Genomic DNA, 23147 nt, shown 5'->3' with positions numbered 1-23147 from the left:
CCATAGTGGCAGGCGGAACGGAGGCAACCATGCACGCACATGGCAGACCGGAACGGCAGCGTGCCGCTGAGGAGGGCGGTAGGCGGCCCGCCGATGCGGCGACCGGCGGCGCCCGCGCGGCGGATCCGCCGGCCACTCCCCCGAAAGACCTGTCGCCGGACACGCTGCTGATGCTGCAACGCACCGTCGGCAACGATGCCGTGGCCAGGCTCGTGGCCGACCACCAGGTCCAGCGGTCGGCCGTGCGTGAGGTGCTGCGCTCCCCCGGAAAGCCGCTCGACGAGACGACCCGGACCGAGATGGAGGCCAGGCTCGGCGCGGACTTCTCCGACGTCCGGCTGCACAGCGACGGAACCGCCCGGGACTCGGCGGCGGGGATCGGCGCCCGGGCCTACACATCGGGCAACCACGTGGTCCTCGGCGCGGGTGGCGACGACCGGCACACGCTGGCGCACGAGTTGGCGCACGTCGTCCAGCAGCGCTCCGGTCCGGTGGCCGGGACGGACAACGGCGCGGGACTGTCCGTCTCCGACCCGGCCGACCGTTTCGAGCGCGAGGCGGAACAGACCGCGAACCGGGTGATGGCACGGCCACTACCCGAACCGGGCCAGGCAGCGCCCGCCCGGCCCGCACCGGGTTCGCCGCAGGCGTCGGTCGTTCAGCGCGCCCCGGCCGGCCTGCCGGAGACACAGCACGCACTGTACGACCTGGCCGGCCGGTGGAAGCTGCAGAGCTTCTTCGCGCTGACCATGGGCCGGTCCAACGAGCTGCAGCACGTGGACACCGCCGTCGCGGCCTGGCGCCAGGCCGCGAACAACAACCCCGCCACCACACACCACGCCCAGTTGGATGCGATCAACCAGGCGATCGTGGCCTGGCGGGCCGCCAAGCCCGACAACGGGTCCCGCAGTTCCCGCGCCGCCCACATCAACACCCTGGCCGCGCGCGTCGCCCAGGCCATGGGCGGACAGCTGTCCGACGACGAGACCACGGACGACGGCCGGATCGGCGAGGAGGCCACCGATGACCAGCCGCCCGGCCTCGAACCCCTGAGCAGCCAGTGGCGTGTGTCGGCCAACGGCGGAATGGTGCTGGAGCAGGGCGAGTCCCAGAACTTCTTCGCCCTGCCCGCCGTGATCAACGAGGCCAACGCCGCGCTCGAGCAACAGGGGTCGCCGGTGCGACTGGAACTGTCCGACGAAGATGTGCCCGCGGAACTGGTCCCGCGCGGGCTGAAGCGGGTGACACCCGTGATCATCGCGGGCGGCAGGAAGACCGGCACGGAACTGCTGAGCGTCCACGAGTGCATCGACGTCGCCAAGCAGGTGACCGGTCGGGAGATGGACCTGGCGATACTCCCCCCCGCCCAGCCGGGCGGCGAGCCCGTGACGGCGGCGCTGAATCCCCATGACGACAAGGGTCTCAGCGCCGTGCCCTACCGGATCACCGAAGCGGGCATGACGTCCGGACGACTCCTCAGCGACCTGAAATCGAACAGGGTGCTCTTCACCTGGCGGACCCACCGGATCGAGCTCAACCTGGACCAGGAGCCCTACGACGGGGAAATCAACACACAGGCGATCAACGCCCTCGGACCGGCCCTGAGCCAAGCAGGGATGGACCTCCAGTCGGCCCAGATACTGCTGCGGACGTTCGCAAGCAAGAACATGGAGGAATCTCCGGCGCTACAACAGATCGTGGTCGACAGGCTGGGTGACCAGCTCGCCGACCCACCCGCGCAGAACGCCCGGCAGACGTTCAACGCCGTCGCCGCCGCGCTTGGCACCGCGGCTCACGGTCCCTACGAGAACAACCCCGACCTCGCGCGCGACCGCCGCCTGGGCATCAACGACGCCGCCTCCCCCGGAGTCGGTGAGGCATACGCGATCTACAGCACCCGCGCCCGCTCCGACGACCAGTGGAACTTCCACTTCGCGGGCGTCGTGGCCAAGGACGGCGACGACACCGTGACCCTGGAGAACTACACCCGCACGGTGAAGACCGAGGAGGGAACGAAGGAACACGAGGCGGAGTTGAAGAAGCTCGAGAAACCCGCGAAGCTCTGGTACTTCGACCTGCACGGCACCGGAGGCACCTTCCACAGCAGGTACCGGGGATCGGTTTCCGGCGCCCTCACCCTCACCATGGCCGGCACGCGGCGAACCTGACTCGCGTCTGGACGGGCGTCCGTGACACCTGTCGGCGACCCACCCGGACCCCAGCCCGCCGACCCGTCACCACGGCGGTTTCGGCTGCTCCTGCGGCACCTGGCTCGACGTCGTCGTCGAGACGCCCTCCGGGCGTTCGGGCCCGCTGCTGGACTGAGGTGAGGGCGGGATGCACTGTGTGGGCAGTGGGCGGTGTACTGCGGGGCACCCTTGCGGCCGGGACCCTTGGAAATCGGGCGTGGGTCCTGTTGGGTCAGATCACGTTCCCAGGTCCGCGTGGAGGGTGGGTATGCGTTCCGACGACGATTCGCATCGCCTCGTGGAGGGGTTTGCCGGTGACCTCTTCCTCCAGCTTGCCCGTGCCGGGTGGCTGGTGGTCACACCGGAGCAGGCCGCGCCGATCATCGCCGATCTCGAGCGCACGCTGGACGAGGTGCGTGCGCGGCTCCGGAAGGCCGAGCTGTCCGCGACCCTGCTGGGGACCGCGGACCTGGACCCGGACGTCGACCGGCTGATCGTCGAGTGTGCGTTCGCGGGGCAGATCGCTGCCGACCGGTGGGAGCAGGCGCTCGTCGAGCTGCCCAAGTACATCCTGGCGTTCCGGATCGCGGCGGGGTTGCGTTGAAGGATCCCAGGCTGGTCGACCTCGCGCCGGAGATCACGGCCGCGCGGGCCGAGCAGCTCTCGTGCCTCGCTCGGGAAGACAGGGAGACCGCGGCGCTGCTGGCGGCCTGGATCGACGTGTTGCTGGACGAGTGGAACCGCAGGCAGTAGCGGCACACGACAGCGGGACCGCCCGGCCGGCGGACCGGGCGGTCTGATGTGGACGGTCAGCCCTGGTCGGCCAGCTGACCACTGACGTTCAACACCTGGAAGCAGTTCGGTGCCTGCCGTCCGGTCGCCGGCGTGCCCGGCCGGGCGCAGTTGACCGACGCGGAGACCGACGCGCCCGCGGGCACGTCGACGGGTGTCACCCAGTGGTAGTCCTGGTTGCGGAAGGTTTCCAGCGCGATCGTGGTGATGGTCCGGTCGCCGAACCTGATCGTCAGCACCCCCTCGTCGCCCTGGTGGTTTCCCAGTACGAGGTCGGTGATGCGGAAGACCTTGCCCGCCGGGACGACATAGGTGCCGATACCGAGGTCACCGGTGTTCGTGCGGACCTCGATGGTGCTGGAGCTCTGCTGCGCCTGCGGCTGGTTCCCCTGCTGCGCGGCCTGTTCCTGGCCGCTCTGCGGCTGTTGCTGCCCACCGCCGCCGCCTCCCGGTGGCGCCTGGGCTTCCGCTGCCTGTTCGACCGCCCTGGCCACCTCCTGCGCCCGGTCGTCCGCGGCCTCCCGTGCCGCGCTCCGCACCGCGGGCCGCACCAGCAGGAACCACGCGACGATCAACGCCAGCAGCGCGGCCAGCACGGCGAGCAGCCACCTGGGGAACACCGACAGCTGGATCAGCTCACCGTCGAGCGGATGCTGGGTCTGTTCGGCGGCCGCGTCCACCCGCAGCGGCCAGGTCACGGGCTTGCCGAACCACAGCACCTTGCCGACCCGCGCACGCAGGTCGAGCTCCGCACGATCACCGGGTTCGACGGTGACCGGCCGCGCCGGGAAGGTGTAGCTCAGCTGGTCGTCGGTCTCCTGCGCGGACAGGCTCACCGCGACCGGGGTGTTGCCGTCGTTGTGCAGCGCCACCACATACCGGGCCCGGCGCCACGCGCGGCGGCGCTCCGGCACCAGTTCGGCGCGCTGCTCCGCGAACGCCTCCACGATGACGATCGTCTCCGACACGGACACCGCGTCCGGGCGTTCGGTCGGCAGTACCCGTACTCCCAACGGTTTCTCGCCCGCGAGTACCGCGGGCGAACGCGGTGGCGCCAGCACGACGGTCACCTGGCCGGAGGTGCCCGGATACAGCGACAGCCTGCCCGGCTCCACCTCGGTCCAGGGCGCGCACTCCCCCACCACCTCGAACGTGTACGCCTCGACGATGTCGCTGTCGTTGCGCACGGTCATCGTCGTCCTGGTCTCCTGGCCGGGTGTGACAACCACCGTGGGGAGACCGAATTCTGTCGTAGCGGTCACGGCAGCAAACGGTAGGCAGCCGACGCGGCGGCAGGCAGGGAGAAAAGGGCACTCTGCGGGCAATCCCGTGCACTCCTGGCCCGGATCGGCTGCACGGCCACCCCCTCGCTCCACAGTATGAAACAGGAAAGGGGAGCCGACATGACAACGAGAGTTCCGGTGATGGTGTACGCGGAGGACCCGGTGTTGCGCGCGGGTGTGGTTCACCAGCTGCGGCCGAGGCCCGAAGTGGAAGTGTTGACACAGCAGGAGGAAACGCGCGCGGCCGTGGCGCTGGTCGTGGTCGACGAGGTCGACGACAGCGCTACTCGGCTCCTCCGGCGGCTGCGGAGGTCGACGACCACGCGGACCGGTGTGATCGTCAAGCGGATCGACAAGGAGTCCCTGCAGACCACGGTCGACTGCGAGGTGGCGGCCGTGCTCCGCCGGTCGGAGGCGAACCAGGACCGGCTCGTCAGCGTGGTTCTCGCGATGGCCAACGGAGAAGCCGTGCTGCCGGGCGATCTGCTCGCCACCCTGCTCGACCACGTGGGAAAGATGCAGCGGCACGCGCTCGACCCCAACGGGCTCACGCTCTCCACGCTGACGCCTCGGGAGGCCGACATGCTGCGGCTGATCGCGGAAGGCTTCGGCACGGCGGAGATCGCGGGCAAACTGTCCTATTCGGAGCGAACGGTGAAGAACATCCTGCACGGTGTCACGAGCCGCCTGCACCTGCGCAACCGCGCCCACGCCGTGGGCTACGTCATGCGCCACGGGCTGATCTGACCGCTCCGGCTGATCTGACTGCCCTGACCGCCCTGACTGCTCTGACTGCCCTGACGGTCCCGGGGTCTGCCCGCGCTGTGCCCGCGCGGACCTCATGCCGAGGCGGCGGCACCGGGGAGGATTCCGGCGAGGACTGGAGGTGCGATCGTGGTCAGCAGGGGGAGGTCCCGGGCCGCCGCGGTGTTCGCGGTGGCGGCCGTACTCGGCGGTGTGCTCGTGGTGGTGCGTGGCCTGGCGTCGCCGACGGCGTTGGCACAGCAGGAAAATCCACAGGGTGTCGGTCGCATCGCCTTCGCGGGCACCGGTCACCGCGGCATCGGGGTCGCGACGAGCCAGGCGGCGAGTGCGCCGTTCTTCGGTGCGGGACCGGAACACCACGACGACGACGTGTCGGCGCGGGGCGACCTGGTGGTGTTCACCAGCCTGCGGGACGGCCGCCTGCCGCAGGTGTACCTGCGGACCGGGGACGGCGCGGTGCGCAGGCTCGCCGCCACCGGCGACGCCGCGCACCCCCAGCTGTCGCCGGACCTGCGCACGGTGGTGTTCGACGCCGCCGGCGACACCGGGAGGGACCTGTGGCTGGTCGGTGTGGACGGCACCGGCCTGCGCAGGCTCACCGACACACCGGAGGACGAGACGTGGCCGACGTTCTCGCCGGACGGCACGCAGGTGGCGTTCGCGCGGGACGGGGCGATCTTCCGCGAGCCGGTCGAGGGCGGGGCGGCCGTGCGGGTGACCGACGACGACGGCACGGCCGCCGAACCCGCGTGGAACCCGGTCGACAACCGCATCGCCTACACCCTCGACGGCACGGAGCTGCGGGTGGTCGACGGCTCGGGTACCGGCACGCCGGTGCTCGGTCCCGAGTGGCAGGCACGCTGGCCGGTGTGGAAACCCGACGGCACGGCGCTGCTCTTCCTCAGCCAGGGCGGGGTGTACGAGACCGGTGCGGGCGAGCCGACGCTGCTGCTGAGCGAGGACCGCGACCTCGCCTCGCCCGCGCTGCTCGACGGACGGCTGCTGGTGTCCCGCACGAGCGCGCCGACCGCGTCCACGGCCACGCTGCAGGACATCCTGCCCGACGGCACGGATCCCCGGGACCTCGGGCTGACCGTGCTCCGCGAGGACCCCGAGGCGGTCGACAACCCGAACCTGCTGTTCCACCCGAGGCCCGGTTTCGACCCGTGGACGCAGCGCGAGGAGTACTCACCGGACGGGCGCCGGATCGTGGTGACCCGGTTCGAGGACGTCGACGGCGTTCGGGCGCAACGACTCTGGCTCGTCGACGCCGACGGCGCCAACCCGCGCAGGTTGCCGGTGGCCGACCGGCAGACCGCGGACTGGGAGTTCGACCCGGCTTGGTCGCCGGACGGGCGGTTCATCGCGTTCGCGCGCCGCTCCCCCGGCGGCGTGCGACCCGACGGCGGGCCAAGCCATGTGGTGATCGTCGACGTGGCCTCCGGTGGCGTGGTCGGCAGGCTGACCCCGCCGCCCGAGGTGGCAGACCAGGAGGACACGCAGCCCGCCTGGTCGCCGGATGGCACCCTGCTGTCGTTCACCCGCGGCATCGTGTCCGACGGGCCGAACGGCGAGATCCGCGACAACCACGTGTGGACGGCCCGGGCGGGCACGCTCGACCAGCAGCGCGACGTGTCCACCGCAGTCTGCGGGTTCGACTGCGCGGTGACCGACGACAGCTCGACGTTCAGCCCGGACAGCGCACGCCTGGTCTTCAACCGCGAGCGTGACGGCCTGCTCGAGGCGACCCTGGCGGACGACGGCTGCCAGGTGCTGCTGCCCGCGACACCAAGCACCTGCGCGGCCCCGGTGGACGCGCCCGCGGGCCCGTTCCAGCCGCGCGACGCGGGCTTCTCGCCGGACGGCACGCGGCTGGTCCTGACCACGCGGCGCGCGGAGTCCTCGGCGTCGCCGGAGGAGCTGGCCGTGCTGGACCCCGCGACCGGCGGGCTGGACCGGATCGCGACCGGCCTGCCCGGCAGGCAGAAGGAGCCGGCGTGGCAGCCGTCCGCGGATCTGACGGTGACCGCGCCTCCCGTGCTGGACGAGACCGGCATCGGGCAGACCACCCGGGTGACCGTCACGGTGACCAACCGCGGTCCGGCGTCCACCCGGGACACCGAGCTGACCGTCGCGCGGCCGGGCGGGGTGCGGATCGACTCGCTGGCACCGTCGCGCGGCACCTGCGAGGTCGCCGCACTGCGGTGCGACCTCGGTGCGCTGGCACCCGACGAACCCGTCACGATCGACGCGGACCTCGTGGCCATCGCCCCCGGCAGCCAGCAGGTGACGTGGTCGGCCGCGGGTGACGTGATCGACGTGCAGCAGTCGGACAACGCCGCCGAGACCGAGCTGCCGGTGGCGGGCCCGCCAGCCGTCCGTCCCCCGCTGCCGCCGGCCGCGGGGCCAGGGCTCGCCGTCGACGTGGCGCCGAACCCGTCCTATGTGGGCGGTCGCGCGACCCTGCGGTACACCGTGCGCAACGGCCGTGGCGTGCCCGCGACCGGGCTTCGGCTGGACTTCGCGCTGCCGCGGGGTGTGCCGGTGGCGACGCTGCCGTCAGGGTGTTCCGCCGCCGGGTGCGCGCTGCCGGACCTGCCATCGGGTGCGTCGGTCGTGGTGCTGGTCGGCCTGGCGCCGAACATTCCGCTCCGCACCACGGCGGGCGGCACGCTGCGCACGACGGGCACGGACGCCAACCCGGCCGACAACGTGGCGAACACGCCCGTGGTCGTGCTCCAGCCGAGGATCGTCGCGGTGCCTCCCATCGGCAAGCCGGGCTTCGTGACCTCGGTGCGGGGCCTGGACTTCCCGCCGGGCGTGCCGGTCCGGCTGACCTGGACCCCCGGCATCACCGCGGCCGCCGCGCCCACGTTCCCGCGCGGTGACGGCAGCTTCATCGCGCAGCTGCTGATCCTGACCAAGGACCAGACCGGGCCACGCACGATCACCGCGGCAGGCCCGGGTTTCTCCCCCGTCACGACCCCGTTCCTGGTCGTGTCCGGGTCGATCGCGCCGCCGGACATGGTGGAGCGCAGATGAGGAGTGTCTTGTGATCCACGAGGTGGACGAGGCGATCCGCCGGATGCTCGCCGCCGGTGACGTGCCCGGTGACCAGGGCGAGCTGGTGTTCGAGGCGCCGACGACGGAGTGGCGTGCGCGCCGCAACGCACCCACGGTCAACGTCTTCCTGTACGACATCCGGGAGGACCTGACCCGCAGGAAGTCCGGTGAGGTCGAGGTCCACGACGAGGACGGGACGTCGCGGGGCTGGCGCTCGGTCGCGCGCTGGTTCGAGCTGTCCTACCTGGTCACCGCGTGGACGAACCGCGCACAGGACGAGCACCGGCTGCTGTCACAGGCGCTGCGCTGCCTGGTCGGCGGTGAACGCCTCGAACCGGAGTGGCTGACCGGCTCACTGGCCGAGCTGGGCCTGGCGGTCGGACTGCGCGCGGCGGGCCCGGTGACGGAAGGCGGCGCGGCGTCCGACGTCTGGTCCGCGCTGGGCGGCGAGCTGAAGCCGGCCATCAACCTGAAGGTGATCTCCCCGCTGGCGGGCGACTGGACGCCGGCCGGACCACCGGTGACCGAGGGGCTGGTGCTGCGCTCGGCGGCCGACCAGACGCACCGCCTCCGGTACGACGGCCCGACGACCGCGGAGGGCGACGGGTTCGCGGTGTCCCGGCCCCGGCCCGGTCGCCGTCGCCGTCACGAACCGATCCGATGACGGCGGTCGCGGAGGCGGACCTCGCGGATCTCTGGGACCGGCTCGCCGGGGTGGAACACCGCGTGCGGCAGGCGATCGCGGGTCGCCTGGCCACCGACCCGGCGCCCGACGACCCGTTTCGCGGGCTGTACCTCAGCCCGGACGCGGTGACCCGGCTGCTGTCCGAGGACCGCGAGCGGTTCGCCGTCGCGTTGCCGGACCTCGCGCCGGGGTCCCGGCTGGCGCGGCTCGCCCACCGGTTCGGCCTGGCACCGGTGGACGTGGAGTTCCTGCTCATCGCCATGGCGCCGGACGTCGACCCGCGCTTCGAGCGGCTGTACGGCTACCTGAACGACGACGTCACCCGCCGGCGCGCGACCGCCGGTCTCGCGCTGGAGCTGTGCGGGCTGCCCGCGGCAGGCGCGGCCCGGTTCCGGTTCGCGCCCGCCGCCCCCCTGGTGTCCGGCGGGCTGCTCGCGATCAACGAGCCCCAGCTGCCCGCGCTGTCCCGGGTGCTCCAGGTGCCCGACCGGGTGCTCGCGCACCTGCTCGGTGACGACACCCTCGAACCGGCGGTGGCCGAGGTCGCCCGGGTCGAACCGCCCGCCGGCGCCATCGCCGAAGGCCTGCCGCGTCGTATCGGGGCGGCACTGCGGGCCGGTGTCGGACCGATGTACCTGCGGGACCTCGACGGCGATGCCGAGCGGACCGCTGTGGCCGCAATGGCCGCCGCGGGGCACGACGCGCTCGTGGTCAAGGCAGCCGCCGAGAACGCGCGGGCACTCGTGCTGGAGGCGCGGCTACGCGGGGCGGGCATCGTGTTCGGGCCCGTCCTGCCGGACCGGGTCGACCTGGTGCGCCGGCTGGCGAGCCACGACGTCCCCCTGATCGTCCACGGCCGAGGGCACTGGGATCCGCGGTGGACCGACGCGGTGTCGGTTCCCTTGCCGCCACTGGACGCCACCAGCCGGTCGGCTCGGTGGGTGCACGCCCTGACCGAGGCGACCGGCCGGGCACCGGCTCCCGGCCTCGTCGCCGGATTGGCCGGCTTTCGCCTCGGGGTGGCCGAGGTCGATCGTGCGGTCGCCGTCGCGTCGCGGCTCGCCCTGCTGGAACAGCAACCGGTTTCCCTGGGGCACCTGCGGGCCGGGGTGCGGGCACAGAGCGGCGCCGGGCTGGAACGGCTGGCGCGGCGGATCACCCCGGCGGTCGGGTGGGCCGACCTGGTGCTGCCGGACCACACCCGTCGGCAGCTCGCCGAGCTGGCCCGGCGCGCCACGCACCGCGACCGGGTGCTCGGCGAGTGGCGCATGCGTCCGGGCGGCGGTCGCGGACACGGTGTCGTGGCGTTGTTCGCGGGCGAGTCCGGGACGGGCAAGACGATGTCCGCCGAGGTGATCGCCGCCGAGCTGGGCATGGAGCTCTACGTGGTGGATCTGTCCACGGTGGTCGACAAGTACATCGGCGAGACGGAGAAGAACCTGGAGCGGATCTTCACCGAGGCGGCCGGTGTGCACGGCGTACTGCTGTTCGACGAGGCCGACGCCGTGTTCGGCAAACGCTCGGAGGTCAAGGACGCCCGCGACCGGTACGCCAACGTCGAGTCCGCGTACCTGTTGCAGCGCATCGAGTCCTTCGACGGCATCGCCGTGCTGACCACCAACCTGCGGGCCAACGTGGACGAGGCGTTCACGCGGCGGATCGACGTGATCGCGGAGTTCCCCATGCCGGACGCGGCGCAACGCCTGGCGCTGTGGGAACGCTGCCTCGGCACCGCCCTCCCCCGCGGCGACGACCTCGACCTGACGTTCTGTGCGAACCGTTTCGAGCTGGCGGGCGGCTCGATTCGCGCCTGCGCCGTGACCGCCGCCTACCTGGCCGCCGCGGCCGGCCGCGCGGTGTCGATGGCGGACGTCGTCACGTCGGTGCGCCAGGAGTACCGCAAGCTCGGCAGGTTGGTGCTGGAGAACGAGTTCGGATCATGGCTGTCCCAGGCGGGCGGGTAGCCAGGTCGCGTCCGCGAGCCACGCCCCGGTGTCCCCCGCACCGGGGCGTTTCGCTTGCCCGTGGCGGATGCCCTTTCAGGCACGGGTCTGCCCCGGACGGAGGGCCGGCGGACCTGCCGACCCGGCGCCGGAGGCACGAAGCTTTTGTTGCCAGAGCGAGAATTCGAAGGAGCGAGTATGCCGCAGTACCTCTCCCCAGGTGTGTACGTGGAGGAGGTCCAGTCCGGGGCGCGACCGATCGAGGGGGTCGGCACCGCGGTGGCCGCCTTCGTCGGCTTCGCCGATCAGGGCCCCTTTCACCAGCCGACCCTGGTGGCCAACTGGAACCAGTACGTGCAGCACTTCGGCGGCTTCGTCGAGGACGCCTACCTGCCGCACGCCGTGTACGGCTACTTCGCCAACGGCGGCGGCGCGGCGTACGTCGTGCGGATCGGCGGCGCGGCCGCGAACTCGGCGCCGGCGGCCGGGGAACCGGTGCGGTTGGGCGGATTGCGGGTCGCCGCGCTGCCCGGCAGCGGGTCGGACGTCAGCGTGGAGGTGACCGACGTCGACGGTGAGAACCCGCCCGACGACCGGTTCCGTCTGGTGGTCCGCCAGGGCGACCGGGTCGCCGAGACCTTCGACGTGTCCACGCGCAAGAACGTCCGGAACTTCGTCGTCACGCAGGTTTCCGCCCAGTCGAAGCTGATCAGCGTCGCCGAGCAGGGCAGCGGCGCGCTCGCCAAGCCGGACAAGCAGGCCGTGACGCTCCCCGCGCCGACGACCAGCCCGGCCAAGGTGGACGCGCAGGAGTACCTCGGCGACCCCGAGGCGCGGACCGGGTTCGGTGGCCTGGAAAGCATCGACGAGATCACCATGGTCGCGGTGCCGGACCTCATGAGCGCCTACCAGCGCGAGATGATCGACTTCGAGGGCGTCAAGACGGTGCAGCTGGCGGTGATCGCGCACTGCGAGCAGATGGGCGACCGCGTGGCGGTGCTCGACACGCCACCCGGGCTGTCCGCGCAGCGAGTGCGCACCTGGCGCATGGACGAGGCGGGCTACGACTCGCGGTACGCCGCGCTGTACTACCCGTGGCTCAAGGTGTTCGACCCACTGGCGGGGCGGACCGTCGCCGTGCCGCCGTCCGGCCACGTCGCGGGAGTGTGGGCACGCAACGACGTCGAGCGCGGTGTGCACAAGGCGCCTGCCAACGAGGTGCTCCGCGGCGCGGTCGACCTCGACTACTCGCTGAGCAAGTCCGAACAGGACCTGTTGAACCCCATCGGCGTCAACTGCGTCCGCGCGTTCCCCGGGCGCGGCATCCGGGTCTGGGGTGCGCGCACCCTGTCCTCCGACGCGGCCTGGCGTTACCTGAACGTGCGGCGGTTGTTCAACTTCCTCGAGGAGTCCATCCTGCTCGGCACCCAGTGGGTCGTCTTCGAGCCGAACGACGACCGGCTGTGGTCGAGCATCCGGCGCAACATCGCCGCGTTCCTCACCGAGCAGTGGCGCCAGGGCGCGTTGTTCGGCCGCACCGCGACGGAGGCGTTCTACGTCAAGTGCGACGAGGACAACAACCCCGCCGAGTCGAGGGATCTCGGGCAGGTCGTGTGCGAGATCGGTGTCGCACCGGTGAAGCCGGCGGAGTTCGTGGTGTTCCGGCTGGCGCAGTTCTCGGACAGCACCAGCCTCGTCAGCGAGTGAGAAGGGGTTAGGACATGGCAGAAGGCGACGCTCTCGCCACACATATCTTCGGCGTCCAGCTCGGGGGGTACATGGTCGAGTCACTCCAGGAGGTCAGCGGGCTGACCGTCGAGGAGGACGTCGTCGAGGTCTACCAGGTGACGTCGACGGGCAGGCCGCTCATCCGCAAGCAGCCCGGCGCGCAGAAGGGCGGCGAGGTCACGCTCACCAGAGGGCTCGACAAGAGCTCCGAGTTCACCAAGTGGCTCAAGGAAACCCTGGAGAACGGGGCGGTCAACACCGCGCGGCAGAACATCACCATCGAGGTCAAGGACACCGAGGGCAACTCGGTGCGGCGCATGCAGCTGACGAACGCGTGGGCCAGCAAGTGGGAGGGCCCGTCCCTCAAGGCGGGCGAGTCCAGCGCCGCCACCGAGAAGGTGACCCTGACGTTCGAGGAGATCAAGGTCGAATGAGGCGACGGACGATCGCACTGGACTCCCTCGACGAGCTCGTCGAGACACCGGTGGCCGCGGGCACCGCCCCGGCCACGGAGTTCGACTTCGAGCTGCCGCGCGGCTACGTGGACGCCGACGGCGTGGTGCACCGGCACGGCCGCATGCGCCTGGCCACCGCCAGAGACGAGCTCCGGCCCCAGATCGACATGCGTGTCAAGGAGAACCCTGGCTATCTCAGCGTTGTGCTGCTGTCCCAGGTGATCACCTCGCTCGGCACCGTCGGTGAGGTACATGTCGGTGTGGTGGAACAGATGTACGCCACCGACGTCGCCTTCCTGCAGGACTTCTACCGACGCATCAACAGCGAGGGACACACCCGCGCCGGCGTGTCCTGCCCGTCCTGCGGTAGCGCGTTCGAGGTCGACCTCGCGGGTGGCCGCCTGGGGGAATCGTGACGTACGCGCCCGACCGGCTGCTGACCGAGGTCGCGTACGTGGCCTACCACTTCCACTGGCCACGCCAGGAGATTCTCGACCTGCCCCACTACGAGCGCACGCAGTGGGTCCGCGAAATCGCACGCATCAACACCCAGGCGAACGAAGGGAGGTGACAACGTGTTCTTCCGGCGACGCCGTCCACCCGCACCGTCCGGTGCTCGGCGTGGTGTTGGGCCCGGTGTCTCGTCTGGTGTTTCGTCCGGTGTTCCGCCCTGGGACGGCGGCTGGCGGGCCGTGCCCTCCGTCGTGCCCTCGATCATCCAGCGCACCGTTCCGGTGTCCGACGGCCTGCGGTTCCGGGCGAGTCTGACGTCCTGGCAGGACCCACGGCTTGGTGGCGAGCTGGGCCATCTGGTCAGTCCCAGCGCGCCGGCGGGTGTGATTCATGGGGTGGCCCGTGAGGTCGCGGCGCCGGTCGCGGGTGCCACGCCGTTGCCCGTGTTGCGCTCGGTCGACCCCTCCACGGTCGAGGACGGTGGCGTCCGGGAGGTTGCGGGTGATCGAGGAGTTCTGGGTGTCCAGCGCAGTGTGGGTCACCGGGGTGCTGGCGCCAGCGGTGCCCGTGGTGGTCGTGCGGAGGCCGGTGGTCCGAGCGGAGGCGGGGCACGCATGGGCGGCGCCGGAGGCGGCCGAGGGGCCGCCGGAGGGAAGTCGGGCGTCGGAGGCGACGCTGGCAACGCCGGTGTCCGTGCCGTCGGAGCCCGAAGCGGAGGCAGCGGGGACGGCCTCGTCTGGGCGAAGGGCGGTGGCGGCACCGCCGCTGGTGGCGGAGGCGACGCGGGAAGCGACGTGGGCAACGACGTGGGCAGTGGCGTGGGCAGTGGCGGTGGGCGAGGTGGTGGCGGTGGGCGAACCGGTGGCCGTTCGCGAGGCGGTGCCGACGGCGGTACCCGAGGCGTTGGCGCCCCGGGCGCTGCCGGAGGCAGCGTGTCCAGAGTTGGCGGGACACGCGGAAACAACGGCGCCGGAGCCGACCGCGGTGCGGACGGAGGAAGGGCCGCCGCCCGCGGCGGAGCCGGACTCGTCTGGGCGAGAGGCAGAGGCAGCGCGGGCAGCGGCGGTGCCGATGCTGGCGGTAGCCGGAGCCGCGGGAGCGGCGGCAATGCCGATGGTCGCAGCCGAGGTACCGGTGGCAGTGTCGGAGGTAGCCGGGGTAGCGACAACCGCGGGAGCGGCGGCGAGGGCCGGGGCGGCGGTAGCAGTGCTGCCACCGATGGTGGCGGCAGCCGGGGTGCCCGGGGCGGTACCGATGCCGGTGGCGGTGCTGGTGCGGGTGGCGGTGCTGGTGCGGGCGGTGCTGCGGGCAGTGCCACGGTCCAGAGACGCAGTGCGTCGAGCACCGGGGGTGGCGTGGCGAGTCCCCTCCTCAGCACGCCAACCAACCACACCGGTCGAACCGACGCCGCGGCCCACACAGCGGGGCAGCTGGGCCACACGCCACTCCCGTCAGCCAGGCCGGCGGTCGGCGGTTCCCAGCCGGTGCGCCGCCCAGCAACCGGGTCGGAGCCGATGGCTGTCTCCGGCGCCGGTCCGGCAGGCCAGTCATCCACCGGCCCGGTGGTCGAACCCGCCGTCCAACGAGCCGTCGCGCCAGACCGCCCGCCAGCACCAGCGGCCACACCACCCTGGCAAGGGAACAGGCCGCGAACAACGCGCGTGGGACAGTCGATCTCGCAGGTGCCCCCGACAGCGGCTCCCACCCCGACCGTCCAACGGAAAGCGGAGGTTCCGCGCCGGCTGGGCGCACCCGTCGCCTCCCTGCCGGCAACCGCGGCGGCCGTCGGTTCCGACACGCCCGTTCAACGTGCGTCCGCCATACCGGCCACGGCCCCCCGCTCCGCACCACCGTCCGTCGGCGGGACCACACCGTCGGCGGGCGGCGCCACCTCCGCCGCTCGGCCTGCTCCACCGCCCGCAGGCCCCGCCACGACCATCCGGCTCTCAGCCGAACCCACCACGAACCTCCAGCCCCCGGCCGACCCCGTCGAGACCAGCCGACCCCCGGCCCGACCCACCACGAACGTCCAGCTCCTCGCCGGCACCGCGGCGCCCGTCCGGCTCGCGCCGACCGTCCGTTCCACTTCGGTCGACGTGGCGAAGTTGATCGGCGGCCGCCCGTTGCAGACCCTGGCTGGCACGGCTCCCGGCGGTCGTTCACCGACTACCGGCACGCCAAGCCATCCCGCCCGCGCACCGGGCGGCAACCCAGGCCCAGCCAGTGCAGCCAACACAGCCAATGCGCCGGTTCAGCGCAGCGCGATGCCGGTAGTCGCGCCGCGCCGAGAAAGTGCGCGAAAACAGCCCAACCAACCCAGCCCCGACGCAACACCACCACCGCTCGAGCCACAACCAGCGCGGAAGGCACCGGTCGCGGTGCAGCGGCGCCGGGAGGACGCCGTTCGATGGCAGGCACCCGCCACCGCGGACACTCCGCGACCCGACCATCCCGCGCCGGATCTCGACGATCTCGCCCGGCGGCTGCTCGAGCCCGTCGGGCGGTTGTTGCGAGCGGAGCTGCGGCACGGCCGCGAGCGTGCCGGCCGGCTGCACGACCGGCGGCGCTGACCGAGAAGGAAAGAAACCATGACAGACGCAATCTTCGCCAGCAGCGTCTTCTTCCGGCTGACGATCGCGGGAGACGACTTCGGGACGTTCCACACCTGCGAGGGACTCGGTGCGCAGATGGAGGTCGAACAGTACAGCGAGGGCGGCAACAACGGGTTCGTCTGGCAGCTGCCCTCGCGGATCAGCTGGTCGAACATCACGATGACCCGGCCGGTCACCAGTGACTCCGGCAAGGTGCTCACCTGGTTCAACGACGTGATCGAGGAGGCCGACCGCGAGGACGGCGAGATCGTCGCGCTGGCACCGGATCTGACGCCGATCGTGGCCTGGCAGGTGCTCGGGATCCTGCCGGTGCGCTGGCAGGGCCCCTCGTTCGACCCCAGTCAGTCGCAGGTCGCCGTCGAGACGCTCGAGTTCTCGCACGAAGGCATACAGGCGTCCTAGGAGGACATGTGTTGTTGCGACCCAGCCTGGTCAAGGCGCGGCTGGTCATCATGGAGCCGCCCGCCACGGTCGGCTCGAAGCCGGGCGGCAAGCTGGAGACCGTCAAGTTCCAGTTCAACCCCAGCACGCTCTCCCTCAGCAAGAGCACCGAGTGGCGACGCAAGCCCGCGCGTATGGCGGAGGAGGCGGCGTTGCCCGAGTTCGTCGGCAGTGGCCCGCGAACCCTGTCCGTCAACGTCTTTCTCGACGACACCGACGATCACGAGAACAAGGTGGAGAAGCGGGTCGAGGAGCTGCTGACCGCCTGCGTACCCACCAAGAAGAGCATCGCGAGGAAGATGCCCGCTAGCCCCTGGGTCCGGTTCGAGTGGGGGAAGGCGAAGTCGGTCTCGTTCGACGGGGTGCTGTCCAGCCTGTCGGTCGACTACTCGCTGTTCGACGTCGACGGCAAACCACTGCGGGCGACCTGCGCGTTGTCCATCGAGGAGGCCAGTGTCGGCCTGCCCGGCCAGAACCCGACCTCCGGCGCGCGGGAGGCACGCCGCACCCACCGGGTCGTCGCCGGGGACAGCCTGCCCCAGCTCGCCTTCCACGAGTACGGCGACGCGACGGCCTGGCGGGTCATCGCCGAGGCCAACGACATCGACGACCCGATGGTGCTCGTGCCCGGCACCGACCTGCTGGTGCCCGCGGAACGGGAGGTGGCCGGATGACCGCCGCCGTGGGACGTTCGTTCGCCGCCAGTGCCGTCGTCAAGGCGGGCGCGCTCGGGAGCGCGCCGTGGCGTGAGCACCTGCGCAGCTGCGTCATCGACGAGAACGTCGGGCTGCCGGACACCGCGACCCTGACCTACGACGACAACACGCACGAGCTGCTGGCCAGGACCGGGGTCACCATCGGCGGCACGCTCGAGGTGGCCGTCGTGGCGGCGCGGACCACCGTCGAGGAGACGCTCTTCCGCGGCGAGGTCACCGCGCTGGAGATGGACGTCGACGGCACCGGCGCGTACACGGTCATCCGCGCCATGAGCAAGGCGCACCGGCTCCACCGCGGCCGGCGCGTCAAGGCCTTCCGCAAGATGACGGCGAACGCGATCGTGCGTGAGGTCGCCAAGAACGCCGGGCTGACCGTCGGCAAGGTCGAGACGGCCAGCATCACCTACCAGCAGCTGAGCCAGGCCGGCGTCTCCGACTGGGAGTTCCTTCAGTTCCTCGCCAGGGAACACGGCGCCGTCGTGACCGTCGACGACCAGGGCAGGCTCGACTTCACCAAGCTCAGACCCGCCGCGAGCGCGCCGCCGCCCACCGACTCCACCAGCCCGTTCGTGCTGGAGTTCGGCCGCAACATGATGGCGTTGCGGGCCGCGTTGAGCAGCGCGGAGCTGGCGGGCGGTGTCGAGGTCCGCGGCTGGGACGCCAACGCCAAGCAGAAGGTCGTGGCGAGACGCGACACCACGGCGAGCACCACCGTCCTACCGGGACTGAAGGCTGACGGGAAGTTCCCCACCAGGACACGAACCCTCGTCGTCGACACGCCCTACGGCACGCAGGCCGAGGCCAACGCCGCGGCCGACGCGCTCGCCGCGTCGATCGGCGCCGGGTCCGGCGAGCTGGAGGCGGTCGTCGACGGGCATCCGAAGCTGCGGGCCGGGGTGCCCCTCACGCTGGCCAACGCGGGCACCGCGTTCACCGGCAAGTACACCGCGACCGCCGTGACGCACGTCCTCGAACCGGACGCGGGCTACCGGACCACCGTGGTCGTCAGTGCCTCCTACGACCGTTCGTTCGCCGGCCTGACCGCCCAGTCCCGCGAGATCCGGATGCCCGGCCTCGCGACCGGGATCGTCACGGACATCAAGGAGGTCGGCGGCCAGCGTGGCTTCGTGCGGCTGAAGTTCCCGTGGCTGGACGACGACTACGTGACCGACTGGGTCCGCACGGTGCAGCTCGGCGGCGGCGGCGTGTTCAGCCCGGAGGTCAACGACGAGGTGCTCGTCGGGTTCGAGCAGGGCAGCATCGACCGGCCCTACGTCCTCGGCAAGCTCTACAACGGCGTCGACAAGCCGGCCGACCACCGGACCGCGCTGGTCGACGGCCGGGGCGGCACGGTCAACCGCCGGTCTCTGGTGTCCCGCGAGGGAAACCGGCTCGAACTGCTCGACGGCGCCCAGTCGGGCGTCCGGCTCGCGAGTGGCGACAAGAAGCTGGAGGTGCTGCTCGACGAGAAGAAGGGCAGCCTCCAGCTCAACGTCCTCGGCCTCGGCGGGCGCGGCGTGACCAGCTCGATCACCCTCGACTCCACCGGCATCACCCTCGACGCGAAGACCGGCGAGGTGCGCGTCAAGGGCCGGATGATCCGGCTCAACTGACCGACTCGACCGACAGCGAATCACCTGACAGAGAACGGAGTACGCACATGCCTCCCGCTGCCAGAGTGGGTGACAAGACCTCCCACGGCGGCGCTCTCGGACCACCGCCCGCGCCGCTGTCGACCGAGGTGGCCACCGTGTGGATCGAGGGCGCGCCCGCCGCCGTCGTCGGCAGTGTGCACGTGTGCGTCAAGTACCCGGACACGTTGATGGGCCCGGCGAACGTCGTCCTGCCGCCGACCGGCCCGCGGACGGTCACCATCGCCGGTGTGCCGGTCGCGGCCTCCCGGGACCGCACCGCCTGCGGCGCGCAGATCCTGCTCGGCGCCCGCACGGTCCTCGTCGGAGGTCCGCTGTGAGCGCCGACTTCATCGGCCGCGGCTGGGCCTTCCCGCTGCGGGTCGGGGCGACCGGCGGCATCGGGATGGTCGACCGGGAGCAGGAGATCCAGGAGGCCATCCGGCTCGTGCTGGGCACAGCGCCCGGCGAACGCCCGATGCGCCCGGAGTTCGGCTGCGGCATCCACGAGCTCGTCTTCGCCTCCGCCGACCACGCCACCGCGGGTGACATCGCCCGCGAGGTCCGGGCCGCCCTGGACCGCTGGGAACCGCGCATCGAGACCACCGACGTGGTCGTCGCGTTCGACGCCGTGGACACCGGCTGCGTGTACATCGACGTGCGGTACACGATCCGGTCCACCAACGACCGGCGCAACCTCGTGTTCCCCTTCTACACCATCCCCGCAGAACCCGTGCCGGCCGAGGGAACGGGAGTGAGCTGATGGTGCTGCCCGCGCCGAACCTCGACGACCGGCGCTTCCAGCAGCTGGTCGACGAGGCCAAGCGGTACGTCCAGCAGAGCTGTCCTGAGTGGACGGACCACAACGTGTCCGACCCCGGCGTGACGCTCATCGAGACGTTCGCGCACATGGTCGACCAGCTCGTCTACCGGCTCAACCGGGTACCGGAGAAGAACTATCTCGCGTTCCTGGACCTGCTCGGGGTGCGGCTGTTCCCGCCGACGGCGGCCAGGACCGACGTCACCTTCTGGCTTTCCGCGCCACAGCAGGACACCGTCGTGCTGCCGGTGGGCACCGAGGTCGCGACCGACGCCACCGACACCGCGCTGCCCGCCGTGTTCGCCACCACCGACGTGCTGCCGATCGTGCCGTCCAGCCTGGCATGGCTGGTCACCCGGACCGCGAGTGGCGAGCACACCGACCGCACCCGGGACCTGGCCGACGGCAAGGACGTGCGGTGCTTCCAGGCCACGCCGGTGGCGGGGGACGCGACGTTGTTCGGCCTGCCGGCGGCCGTACCGCGCTGTGCGGTCGTGGTGCGGCTGGACAGCCAGGTCGAGGGCGTCGGCGTCGACCCTCGGCAGCCGCCGCTTGTCTGGGAGGCCTGGGACGGCCAGGACTGGGCCGCCTGCGAGACCGACGAGGACACCACGGGCGGGCTCAACCGGCCGGGCGAGGTCGTGCTGCACGTGCCCGCCAGGCACGCCGTGTCCGTCGTCGCGGGGCACCGCGCGGGCTGGTTGCGGTGCCGGGTCGTCGAACCCCGGGCCGGGCAGCCGTTCTACTCCGAGTCCCCGACCGTGCGGGAGGCCGAGGTGTTCACCGTCGGCGGCACGATGACCGTCGAGCACGCCCGCGTCGAGACCGACGTGCCCGCCGGTGAGTCCGAGGGCGTGCCGGGCCAACGGTTCACGTTGCCGGTCACGCCGGTGCTGCTCGACGGCGACCCGGTCGTCGTCCGCGTGTCCACGGAGGACGGTTGGGCGGACTGGACCGTCGTGCCCGACTTCGGCGGCTCCCGGCCCGACGACCGGCACGTGGTGCTCGACGCGACGACGGGCGAACTGTGGTTCCCGCCCGCCGTGCGGGAGGCCGACGGCGGGCTGCGGCGGTACGGGGCGGTGCCGCCCAAGGGCGCGGCCATCCGGGTGCCTCGCTACCGCACCGGCGGTGGCCGCGCCGGGAACGTGGCGCGTGGCGCGATCTCCGTGCTGCGCAGCTCGGTGCCGTACGTGGCGGAGGTCGGCAACCGCGAGGCCGCGACCGGCGGGGTGGACGCGGAGACGGTGGCCGAGGCGAAACTGCGAGTGCCGAACCAGCTGCGGGTGCAGGAACGCGCGGTGACCGCGGCGGACTACGAGCTGATCGCGCGGCAGGCCGTGCCGGCGCTGGCCCGCGTGCGGTGCCTGCCGACGGGTGAGGGCGCGCGGGTACTGGTGGTGCCGGACGCGGTCGCCGACGACGGCGACCGGTTGCGGTTCGAGCAGCTGGTGCCGTCGAACGACGTGCTCGCCGCGGTGGCCGCCCACCTCGACGAGCGCCGCCTGATCGGCACCCGGCTCGTCGTGGAACCCCCGCGCTACCAGGGAATCACCGTGGTGGCACGGGTGACCGCGCCGGAGACCGCGGCCGCACGGGTGCGCGAGGAGGCGCTCGCCGCGCTCTACCGGTACCTCAACCCGTTGCGGGGTGGGCAGGACGGCACCGGCTGGGAGTTCGGCAGGCCCGTGCAGTACGGCGAGATCTTCTCGGTGCTGCAACGGGTGCCGGACGTGACGCTGGTGAGCGAGGTCAGGATGTTCCCGGCCAACCCGCTCACCGGCGAGCGTGGCGCGCCGATCGAACGACTCGAGGTCGCGGCCAACGCGCTGGTGTTCTCCCACCAGCACCAGGTCTCGGTCGGCACGTCATGAGGGCCGCGCTACCCGACCTGCCGAGCAGGCACCCGCTCGGCGAGATGCTGCCCGCGATGTACGCGGAGGACGACTTCGCCCTGCGGTTCACCGCCGGGCTCGACGCGGTGCTGTCGGCCTTGCTGTCCACAATGGACAATCTGCCCGCGTACCTCGACCCGGCGCTCGCGCCGGAGGACTTCCTCTCCTGGCTGTCGTCCTGGGTCGCCGCGGAGCTGGATCCGGCGTGGCCGCTTCCGTTGCGCCGGGCCGTGGTGGCGCGGGCCATCGCCCTGCACCGCAGGCGGGGCACGGCGGGCGGGCTCGTCGAGCGGCTGTCGCTCTCCCTCGGGGTGCGTGCCGAGGTCGTCGACGGACCGGAGGTCCGCTGGTCCTCCTCGCCGGACACGGAACTGCCGCGCGGCGACGGGAACCCGGTCGTGCGGGTGTACGGCCCGGTCGACCGGCGGCGGGTCGAGGCCGTGGTGGCGTCGGTGTGCCCGGTGCACCTGACCTGTGTCGTGGAGGTGGTGGACCCATGAGTACCTGCCCGCAGTGCGGTGCGCAGGTCGGCGACACGGACGAGTTCTGCGGCAACTGCGGCAACTACCTCGGCTGGGGCGCGAAGACGGACTCCGGCCCGACCGCGGCGGTGTTGCCGGGCGTCGAGGCGGACTCGCCACCCGAACCGGTCGAGACCGATCCGGCGAAGCTGGGGCCCGTCCTGCCCGGCAGGCCGGAGGCCCGGCGCCCGTTGCCGTCCACGGCCGTCACGGACGCGGTCGACGGCCCGCCCTGTCCGGTGTGCGGTACGCACAACCCGCCGGGACGGCGGTTCTGCCGCCGTTGCGCCACCCCGTTGGAGCACCACGCCCAGGAGCGGACCGCCGCGGAGAGGCGGCGCTGGCGGTGGCGTGGTGACCGGTCCCGCTGGTTGCGGCGCCTGGCGTGGCTGCTGGTCGCGGTCGTGCTCGTCGTCGCGGGCGTGTTGTTCTGGCCGCAGGCCGGGGCGCTGTGGGAGGACGTGCGTGACAAGCTGGCCACCCCGGTGGCCGTGCGGCCGGCGAGCACGACGGCGAGCGCGTCGGTGCCCGATCACCCGGCGGCCAACGCCGTCGACGGACTGTCCAACCGGTACTGGGGCGCGCCCGCGGTCGGGGACTCGATCGACTTCACCTTCGCGAGCCCGTTCCGCCTGCTGTCGGTCGTGGTGAACAGCGGCGCCGCGCCGGAGCAGGAGGCGTTCGACGCGGAGGCCAGGCCGACCGAGCTGGACATGATCGTCACGTCCTCGGACGGCGCGACCGAGACCGTGCCGATCGCGCTGGCCGACCAGCCCGGTCCGCAACGCAGTGACACCGGCATCAGCGACGTCGTCCGCATCCGGCTCGTGGTCAGGGACGCGGCCGGTCTGGTGCCCGGCAAGCACATCGCGCTCGGCGAGGTCGAGTTCTTCCGCCGTTCGTGATGGGGTTCTGGAGCGCGGCTGAAGAATCCGTGAAGAGCCCCGGAGCAGACTCGACGACGAGAACTGAAGGAACTCTGGGGAGACAATGGAACAGCGAGTTCGGGTCGTCGTCCAGGCCGGTGACCAGCTCAGCATGGCGGGCCTGCGCGTCTTTCTCGGCGACCGGCCGGAGATCACGCTCCTGGCGGCGGACCAGCGCGCACACGCGGACGTGGTCGTGGTGGCGGTGGACAGGCTCACGTCGGGAGTC

Annotated in this window: 21 protein-coding genes; 20 read left to right on the top strand and 1 reads right to left on the bottom strand. The window is 71.9% G+C overall.

What is annotated here, in order from left to right; translation table 11 throughout:
- Window positions 1–29: 29 nt before the first annotated feature.
- From VET29_RS32550 to VET29_RS32540, 3 genes are all read left to right on the top strand, one after another.
- Complete coding sequence (locus tag VET29_RS32550) at window positions 30–2168, top strand: DUF4157 domain-containing protein (protein WP_324927870.1); 2139 nt, start codon at window positions 30–32, stop codon at window positions 2166–2168.
- Window positions 2169–2457: 289 nt separating this feature from the next.
- The gene (locus tag VET29_RS32545; RefSeq protein ID WP_324927868.1) at window positions 2458–2793 is read left to right on the top strand and encodes a hypothetical protein; all 336 of its coding nucleotides are present in this window, start codon (window positions 2458–2460) and stop codon (window positions 2791–2793) included.
- Window positions 2790–2942, top strand: a complete 153-nt coding sequence (locus VET29_RS32540; RefSeq protein ID WP_324927866.1) for a hypothetical protein — start codon at window positions 2790–2792, stop codon at window positions 2940–2942. Before VET29_RS32545 ends, VET29_RS32540 begins: the two co-directional genes overlap by 4 nt.
- A 56-nt stretch (window positions 2943–2998) precedes the next feature.
- Here the strand turns inward: VET29_RS32540 and VET29_RS32535 are convergent, their stop codons facing one another.
- A complete protein-coding gene (locus VET29_RS32535) occupies window positions 2999–4210 on the bottom strand; it encodes a hydrolytic protein (RefSeq protein ID WP_324927864.1) in 1212 nt (403 codons plus the stop codon).
- A gap of 174 nt (window positions 4211–4384) precedes the next feature.
- Here VET29_RS32535 and VET29_RS32530 point away from each other — a divergent pair, with 174 nt between their 5' ends.
- The 17 genes from VET29_RS32530 to VET29_RS32450 all read left to right on the top strand — a co-directional run bounded on the left by VET29_RS32530 (window position 4385) and on the right by VET29_RS32450 (window position 22897).
- Entirely contained in the window at window positions 4385–5011 is a 627-nt protein-coding gene (locus tag VET29_RS32530) for a helix-turn-helix transcriptional regulator (RefSeq protein WP_324927862.1), read from the top strand.
- A 147-nt stretch (window positions 5012–5158) separates the two neighbouring features.
- On the top strand, window positions 5159–8071 hold the full coding sequence (locus VET29_RS32525; RefSeq protein ID WP_324927860.1) for a hypothetical protein: 2913 nt from the start codon (window positions 5159–5161) through the stop codon (window positions 8069–8071).
- A gap of 10 nt (window positions 8072–8081) precedes the next feature.
- Entirely contained in the window at window positions 8082–8756 is a 675-nt protein-coding gene (locus VET29_RS32520; protein ID WP_324927858.1) for a DUF4255 domain-containing protein, read from the top strand.
- Window positions 8753–10741, top strand: a complete 1989-nt coding sequence (locus VET29_RS32515) for an ATP-binding protein (RefSeq protein ID WP_324927856.1) — start codon at window positions 8753–8755, stop codon at window positions 10739–10741. The genes VET29_RS32520 and VET29_RS32515 overlap by 4 nt, the downstream gene beginning before the upstream one ends.
- Before the next feature lie 177 nt (window positions 10742–10918).
- Window positions 10919–12427 (top strand): phage tail sheath family protein, encoded by a 1509-nt coding sequence (locus VET29_RS32510; protein ID WP_324927854.1) that lies wholly within the window; start codon window positions 10919–10921, stop codon window positions 12425–12427.
- Window positions 12428–12441: 14 nt separating this feature from the next.
- Complete coding sequence (locus tag VET29_RS32505; RefSeq protein ID WP_324927852.1) at window positions 12442–12882, top strand: phage tail protein; 441 nt, start codon at window positions 12442–12444, stop codon at window positions 12880–12882.
- Window positions 12879–13319 (top strand): hypothetical protein, encoded by a 441-nt coding sequence (locus VET29_RS32500; protein WP_324927850.1) that lies wholly within the window; start codon window positions 12879–12881, stop codon window positions 13317–13319. The genes VET29_RS32505 and VET29_RS32500 overlap by 4 nt, the downstream gene beginning before the upstream one ends.
- Entirely contained in the window at window positions 13316–13474 is a 159-nt protein-coding gene (locus VET29_RS32495) for a DUF6760 family protein (protein WP_324927848.1), read from the top strand. Before VET29_RS32500 ends, VET29_RS32495 begins: the two co-directional genes overlap by 4 nt.
- Before the next feature lie 2260 nt (window positions 13475–15734).
- Complete coding sequence (locus VET29_RS32490) at window positions 15735–15926, top strand: hypothetical protein (RefSeq protein WP_324927846.1); 192 nt, start codon at window positions 15735–15737, stop codon at window positions 15924–15926.
- An 18-nt stretch (window positions 15927–15944) separates the two neighbouring features.
- Window positions 15945–16370: a phage tail protein gene (locus VET29_RS32485; protein ID WP_324927844.1), complete on the top strand. Its 426-nt coding sequence runs from the start codon at window positions 15945–15947 to the stop codon at window positions 16368–16370.
- Between the two features lie 8 nt (window positions 16371–16378).
- Window positions 16379–17083: a peptidase M23 gene (locus VET29_RS32480; protein WP_324927841.1), complete on the top strand. Its 705-nt coding sequence runs from the start codon at window positions 16379–16381 to the stop codon at window positions 17081–17083.
- The gene (locus tag VET29_RS32475) at window positions 17080–18738 is read left to right on the top strand and encodes a VgrG-related protein (protein WP_324927839.1); all 1659 of its coding nucleotides are present in this window, start codon (window positions 17080–17082) and stop codon (window positions 18736–18738) included. Before VET29_RS32480 ends, VET29_RS32475 begins: the two co-directional genes overlap by 4 nt.
- Before the next feature lie 47 nt (window positions 18739–18785).
- Complete coding sequence (locus VET29_RS32470; protein WP_324927837.1) at window positions 18786–19097, top strand: PAAR domain-containing protein; 312 nt, start codon at window positions 18786–18788, stop codon at window positions 19095–19097.
- A complete protein-coding gene (locus VET29_RS32465) occupies window positions 19094–19519 on the top strand; it encodes a GPW/gp25 family protein (protein ID WP_324927835.1) in 426 nt (141 codons plus the stop codon). Before VET29_RS32470 ends, VET29_RS32465 begins: the two co-directional genes overlap by 4 nt.
- Entirely contained in the window at window positions 19519–21450 is a 1932-nt protein-coding gene (locus VET29_RS32460; protein ID WP_324927833.1) for a putative baseplate assembly protein, read from the top strand. The genes VET29_RS32465 and VET29_RS32460 overlap by 1 nt, the downstream gene beginning before the upstream one ends.
- Entirely contained in the window at window positions 21447–21971 is a 525-nt protein-coding gene (locus VET29_RS32455; protein ID WP_324927831.1) for a phage tail protein, read from the top strand. The genes VET29_RS32460 and VET29_RS32455 overlap by 4 nt, the downstream gene beginning before the upstream one ends.
- A complete protein-coding gene (locus tag VET29_RS32450) occupies window positions 21968–22897 on the top strand; it encodes an NADase-type glycan-binding domain-containing protein (protein WP_324927830.1) in 930 nt (309 codons plus the stop codon). Before VET29_RS32455 ends, VET29_RS32450 begins: the two co-directional genes overlap by 4 nt.
- Window positions 22898–23147: the final 250 nt, after the last annotated feature.

The sequence above is a fragment of the Actinophytocola sp. genome (genome assembly GCF_035634895.1).
Taxonomy (GTDB): domain Bacteria; phylum Actinomycetota; class Actinomycetes; order Mycobacteriales; family Pseudonocardiaceae; genus Actinophytocola.
The sequence above is the reverse complement of the archived record's forward strand: the minus strand, read 5'-3'. Positions and strand labels throughout refer to the sequence as shown.

What these genes read in the sequence shown, in the direction of transcription:
- VET29_RS32550 (WP_324927870.1), top strand. Translation starts at nt 30, where the DNA reads ATGCACGCACATGGCAGACCGGAACGGCAGCGTGCCGCTGAGGAGGGC.
- VET29_RS32545 (WP_324927868.1), top strand. Translation starts at nt 2,458, where the DNA reads ATGCGTTCCGACGACGATTCGCATCGCCTCGTGGAGGGGTTTGCCGGT.
- VET29_RS32530 (WP_324927862.1), top strand. Translation starts at nt 4,385, where the DNA reads ATGACAACGAGAGTTCCGGTGATGGTGTACGCGGAGGACCCGGTGTTG.
- VET29_RS32515 (WP_324927856.1), top strand. Translation starts at nt 8,753, where the DNA reads ATGACGGCGGTCGCGGAGGCGGACCTCGCGGATCTCTGGGACCGGCTC.
- VET29_RS32510 (WP_324927854.1), top strand. Translation starts at nt 10,919, where the DNA reads ATGCCGCAGTACCTCTCCCCAGGTGTGTACGTGGAGGAGGTCCAGTCC.
- VET29_RS32505 (WP_324927852.1), top strand. Translation starts at nt 12,442, where the DNA reads ATGGCAGAAGGCGACGCTCTCGCCACACATATCTTCGGCGTCCAGCTC.
- VET29_RS32500 (WP_324927850.1), top strand. Translation starts at nt 12,879, where the DNA reads ATGAGGCGACGGACGATCGCACTGGACTCCCTCGACGAGCTCGTCGAG.
- VET29_RS32485 (WP_324927844.1), top strand. Translation starts at nt 15,945, where the DNA reads ATGACAGACGCAATCTTCGCCAGCAGCGTCTTCTTCCGGCTGACGATC.
- VET29_RS32475 (WP_324927839.1), top strand. Translation starts at nt 17,080, where the DNA reads ATGACCGCCGCCGTGGGACGTTCGTTCGCCGCCAGTGCCGTCGTCAAG.
- VET29_RS32470 (WP_324927837.1), top strand. Translation starts at nt 18,786, where the DNA reads ATGCCTCCCGCTGCCAGAGTGGGTGACAAGACCTCCCACGGCGGCGCT.
- VET29_RS32460 (WP_324927833.1), top strand. Translation starts at nt 19,519, where the DNA reads ATGGTGCTGCCCGCGCCGAACCTCGACGACCGGCGCTTCCAGCAGCTG.
- VET29_RS32455 (WP_324927831.1), top strand. Translation starts at nt 21,447, where the DNA reads ATGAGGGCCGCGCTACCCGACCTGCCGAGCAGGCACCCGCTCGGCGAG.
- VET29_RS32450 (WP_324927830.1), top strand. Translation starts at nt 21,968, where the DNA reads ATGAGTACCTGCCCGCAGTGCGGTGCGCAGGTCGGCGACACGGACGAG.